This is a genomic window from Mesorhizobium sp. M2C.T.Ca.TU.002.02.1.1, from assembly GCF_003997225.1.
On sequence record NZ_RZTO01000492.1, the window covers coordinates 1 to 4,748 of the forward strand.

The window sequence follows — 4,748 nt, forward strand, 5'->3', positions numbered from 1 at the left end:
CAGCTGATCCGCGACGCCGACGCGGTGATCCATGTCGCGGCGATCCCGCGTCCCACCGGCAAGGCCGCCGCCGAGGTGTTCGGCACCAACATGGCGGCCAGCTACAATGTGGTGGAAGCGGCAGCGCTTTCGGGAGCCTCGCGGTTCATCTACGCGTCTTCCTTCTCGGTCCTCGGCTACCCCTTCGGCGAAAGGCTCGCGCCGCCCGCCTACCTGCCCATCGACCAGGATCATCCGACGGGCGCGCAGGATGCCTATGGCCTGTCGAAATGGCTTGGCGAGGAGATCGTCGAGGCGGCCGTGCGCCGCGGCGCCTTTTCGGCGGTGAGCCTGCGCATGCCCTGGATACAAACGCCGGAAAGCTTCTTCGAGACGGTCGGGCCGCGTCGCGGCACGCCGGACGCGGCGTGGGACCTCTGGGGCTATCTCGACGCGCAGGACGCCGCCGACGCCTTCCTCCACGCGCTGGCCTGGAAGGGACAGGGACACCTGCGCACCTTCATCAGCGCCGCCGACACCTATTCGGAGACGCCGACGGCCGAGCTGCTGAAGGCCGCTTTTCCGTCGGTTCAGGTGAGACGGCCGCTCGAGGGTCACGCCGCGGTCATCGACAACAGCCATGCCCGCGAAACGCTGGGCTTCGCGCCGCGCCGCTCATGGCGCGACTACGGCAAGTAAGGCAGGAGAAGGACGATGACCCGTTTTGTGGACAAGACCGTGCTCGTCACCGGCGGTGGCGGCGCCATCGGCAGCGCGGCTGCCCGTCGCTTCGCGCAGGAGGGCGCCAAGGTGGCGGTGCTGGACCTCGATGCCGGCCGCGCCGAGACCATCGCCTCGACAATCGGCGACAAGGCGATAGCGATCACGGCGGACGTAACCGACGAGGCTGCCGTCGAGGAGGCGGTGGCCAAGGTCGTGAGTGTTTTCGGCAGGCTGGACGCGGTGTTCAACAACGCCGGCATCTCGGGCAAGGTGGCCCCTGTCCACGAGCTGCCCACGCAAGACTGGGACAACATCGTGCGCATCAACCTGCGTTCGATGTTCCTGGTGCTGAAGGCTTCGGTGAAGGCGATGATCGCCGCAGGCGTCGAGGGCTCGATCGTCAACATGGGTTCGTCGATGGCGGGATGGGACGTGCTCGCCGGCGGCGCCGGCTATGCCTCGACCAAGCACGGCGTGGTCGGCTTGACGCGCGTCGCCGCGCTCGACGTGGCGCCGTACGGCATCCGCGTCAACGCCATCTGCCCGGGCGTCATCGAGACCACGCTGGGCGTTCCGGCCGCCGACAAGGCGCAATATCTGGCCGGCGTGCAGCGCTTCGCCGACCGCATTCCGCTCCGGCGCATCGGCCAGCCCGAGGACGTGGCGGCCGCGGTCGCGTTCCTCGCTTCCGACGACGCCCGCCATGTCACCGGCGTCGACTGGCTGATCGACGGTGGACAGACCTTGCAGAGTTGGGCCAACGCGCCCGAGGCTGCCGCCTTCCCGAACCTGCGGCGCACGCGCTGAACCACCTGACAGATTACCTCTGCGGGCTTGCGGCGTGGCGGGACTATCTTGTCCCTCCCCGTCCCAGTCGCCGCGGCGGCGCGAGCGCCAGCAGCTTGCCGAACAACCCTTGCGGCAGCACAACGACCACGACGATGAACAGCGCGCCGAGCGCGACCAGCCAGTACTGGTCGAGGCTTGCCGACATGGCGTTCTCGGTGGCGCGCACGGCGAGCGCGCCGAGGAAGGCGCCCATCAGGACCGACCGGCCACCGACAGCCACCCAGATCAGCACTTCGGTGGAGAGCGCAAATCCGACCAGCGGCGGCGAGACGAACCCGAACTGGGTGGTGAACAGGCCGCCGGCGAAGCCCGCCATCGCGCCCGAGACGGTGAACACGAAGATCTTGTGCAAGCGCACGTCGTAGCCGAAATGCAGCGTGCGGCGCTCGTCGTTGCGAATGCCGGCGAGCACCGTGCCGAGCGGCGAACGCCCGATCCACAACGACAAGAGATAGGTGAGCAGCGCGGCGATGCCGACGAAGAAATAGGTTGCATTGGTGGAGAGCGGATCGCCATTGGGCGCCGACAGCGGCGGCACGTTGAACAGGCCGTTGAAACCGCCGATGAACTCCCAGCGCCGCGCCGCGATCTCGCACACGACCGCCGCGCAGAGCGTGACGATGGCAAGATGCGCGCCCGACAGCGCGCGGCCCTGGAACATGATCCAGCCGAGCAGCGCGGCGACCATCATGGGCAGCAGCACGGCGAGCGTCAGGCCCGTCCATTGGCTGTCTCCAAGCCATGGCAGCTTGCCCAGCGTCACCAGCGCCATGGAATAGGCGCCGATGCCGAAGAAGATGGCCTGGCCGAAGCACAATATGCCGGCCTGACCCCAGATCAGCCCAAGGCTGAGCGCGAAGATGCCGTAGGTGACGTATTGGGTGAGCAGGCCGATATTCCAGTCGTCGAGAACAAGCGGGGCCAGTCCGAGCCCTGCCCAGGCGAGCACTGTGAGACTGAGGCCGAGACGCGCGGAGCGGGTCATTTGCGGCCTCCGATGATGCCGTTGGGCAAGAAACGGATAATGATCATGGCGAGCAGGAACACCAGGATCTGGGCGTCGGCCTGCGAGATGCCCGCCGAGAAGATGGTGGTGGCGCCGCCGATCACGCCGGACCCGATAAGCGCGCCGACGAGCGAGTTGACGCCGCCCACGAGCACCGAGAGGAAGGACGGGATGAGGAAGCCGACGCCCATCTGCGGATCGACGCTCATGATCGGCGCCATGACGGCACCGGCAAAGCCTGCCAGCGCCGAGCCGACGGCGAAAGTGGCCCGGTCCATGCGCCGCGTGTTGATGCCCAGGGACGCCGCCATGGCGCGATTGGCGATGACGCCGCGTATCTGCAGTCCAAGCTTTGTCCTGAAGAACAGATAGTAGGTGGCGAGCGCCAGCGCGGCCGCAAGTGCCATGATGAAGAGGCGGTAGGCCGGATACTGAACGCCGAACACATCGACGGCAGTGGGAAGCGGATTCGGAACGCTCTGCGCCCCCGGCCCGAACAGCACGACGACGCCTTGCTTGATCACCAGGGACAGGCCCCAGGTGGCAAGGATGGTGTCGATGAAGCGATGGTAGATGTGGCGGATGATCAACCATTCGACCAGCAAGCCGACGACAGCGAGCACAAGGGGCGCCAGCAGCAGGCCCAGCCAGAATGAGCCCGTCGCATTGCTGACCGCGACGACGACATAGGCGCCGATCAGGAAGAACTCGCCATGGGCCATGTTGATGACGTTCATCAGCCCGAATATGACGACGAGGCCCAGCGTCACCAGCAGCAGGGCAAGGGTGAAGTTCGCGGTATCGAGCAGAAGTGCGATCGTCGCTTGCACGGCAGCCTCAGATTGACAGGTAGCGATGGACGAGTTCGGGTCTTTCGCGCAACTGCCCGATCCGGTCGGCACGATCGGCGATGACGCCGTTTTCCATGAACAGGGCGCGTCCCGCCAGCGTCTCGACGAAGTCCAGATTCTGCTCGACCACCAGAATGGTCAGTCCGGTGGAGCGGGCAATGGCCTGCAGCGTGCGGCCGATCTCGTCGACGATGGAGGGTTGGATGCCCTCCGACGGCTCGTCGAGCAGCAGGAGCTTGGGCTGGCCCACAAGGCAGCGCATGATGGCGAGCTGCTGCTGTTGCCCGCCCGACATGGTGCCGGCCTTCTGCCTGCGCCGCTCGCCCAGGACAGGGAAGAAGTCGTAGATGTCCGGCGGCAGCCGGTTGGGCAGGCGCGGCTTGCCGAGCACGCCCATCAGCAGGTTCTCCTCGACGGTGAAGTCCTTGAAGATCTCGCGCCCCTGCGGAACGTAACCGATTCCCTCGTTGGCGATGACATAAGAAGGACAATTGCCGAGCTCGCGACCGTCCAGGCGGAAGCTTCCGCCCTGCGTGGCGAGCTGGCCGGCGAGCGCACGCATCAAAGTGGTCTTGCCCATACCGTTGCGGCCAAGAAGCGCGACAACCTCGCCCTTGGCGACGTCGAAAGTCACACCCTTCAGCACGCGGCCGCCGGATGGATAGCCGGCAACGAGATTTTCGACCTGCAGCATCAATGACGCTTCCCGAGATAGGACTCGATGACGCGCGGGTCGCGGCTGACCTCCTCGTAGCGGCCCTCGGCCACGATCTTGCCGCGAACCATGACCACGATCGGGCATTCGAGCTGGCGCACGAAATTCATGTCGTGTTCGATCACCAGGATCGACTTGCCTTCCTCGTCGCGCAGGCGCCGGATCAAGCTTGCCACAGCGCTGGTTTCCGCGCCGGACATGCCGGCGGTCGGCTCGTCCAGCAAAATGAGCTCCGCGTCGCGGGCGACCAGCATGGCGATCTCCAGCCTCTGCTTCTCGCCGTGGGCGGTTTCGCCGACCTTGTCGCCGGCCTTGCCGGCAAGCCCACAAAGATCGAGCAGCCGGTCGCGGCGGACAGGGTCGGGACGATAACCCAACAACGAGAGCGGACCGTAGCGGCCCGCGCCGGCGGCCAGCGGTATCTCGATATTCTCCGCCACGCTGAGTTCCGGATAAACGCCTGGAACCTGGAACTTGCGAGCCACGCCGAGCCGCGAGATGCGATAGGGCGAAAGGCCGGCGACGTTGCGGCCACCGAGCCTGACCTCTCCGCCATCGGGCGCGAACTCGCCGGTGACGACGTTGAACAGGGTGGTCTTGCCGCAGCCGTTCGGTCCCAGGATGC

Annotated in this window: 6 protein-coding genes; 2 read left to right on the forward strand and 4 right to left on the reverse strand. The window is 66.3% G+C overall.

Annotated elements, in window-relative coordinates; translation table 11 throughout:
• Both EOD07_RS23115 and EOD07_RS23120 read left to right on the forward strand, forming a co-directional pair.
• Nucleotides 1-678: NAD(P)-dependent oxidoreductase (locus EOD07_RS23115; protein ID WP_164772449.1), on the forward strand; the 678-nt coding region annotated here is incomplete at its 5' end.
• Nucleotides 679-693: 15 nt separating this feature from the next.
• Complete coding sequence (locus EOD07_RS23120) at nt 694-1,509, forward strand: SDR family NAD(P)-dependent oxidoreductase (RefSeq protein ID WP_127237105.1); 816 nt, start codon at nt 694-696, stop codon at nt 1,507-1,509.
• A gap of 43 nt (nt 1,510-1,552) precedes the next feature.
• Here the strand turns inward: EOD07_RS23120 and EOD07_RS23125 are convergent, their stop codons facing one another.
• The 4 genes from EOD07_RS23125 to EOD07_RS23140 form a co-directional block, all read right to left on the reverse strand.
• Nucleotides 1,553-2,536 (reverse strand): branched-chain amino acid ABC transporter permease, encoded by a 984-nt coding sequence (locus EOD07_RS23125; protein ID WP_127237106.1) that lies wholly within the window; start codon nt 2,534-2,536, stop codon nt 1,553-1,555.
• Entirely contained in the window at nt 2,533-3,387 is an 855-nt protein-coding gene (locus tag EOD07_RS23130) for a branched-chain amino acid ABC transporter permease (protein WP_071069998.1), read from the reverse strand. Before EOD07_RS23130 ends, EOD07_RS23125 begins: the two co-directional genes overlap by 4 nt.
• A 7-nt stretch (nt 3,388-3,394) precedes the next feature.
• Nucleotides 3,395-4,102 carry an ABC transporter ATP-binding protein gene (locus EOD07_RS23135; RefSeq protein ID WP_127237107.1) on the reverse strand — a complete coding sequence of 236 codons (708 nt, stop codon included), beginning with the start codon at nt 4,100-4,102 and terminating at the stop codon, nt 3,395-3,397.
• Nucleotides 4,102-4,748: ATP-binding cassette domain-containing protein (locus EOD07_RS23140; RefSeq protein WP_127237108.1), on the reverse strand; the 647-nt coding region annotated here is incomplete at its 5' end. The genes EOD07_RS23140 and EOD07_RS23135, both read right to left, overlap by 1 nt.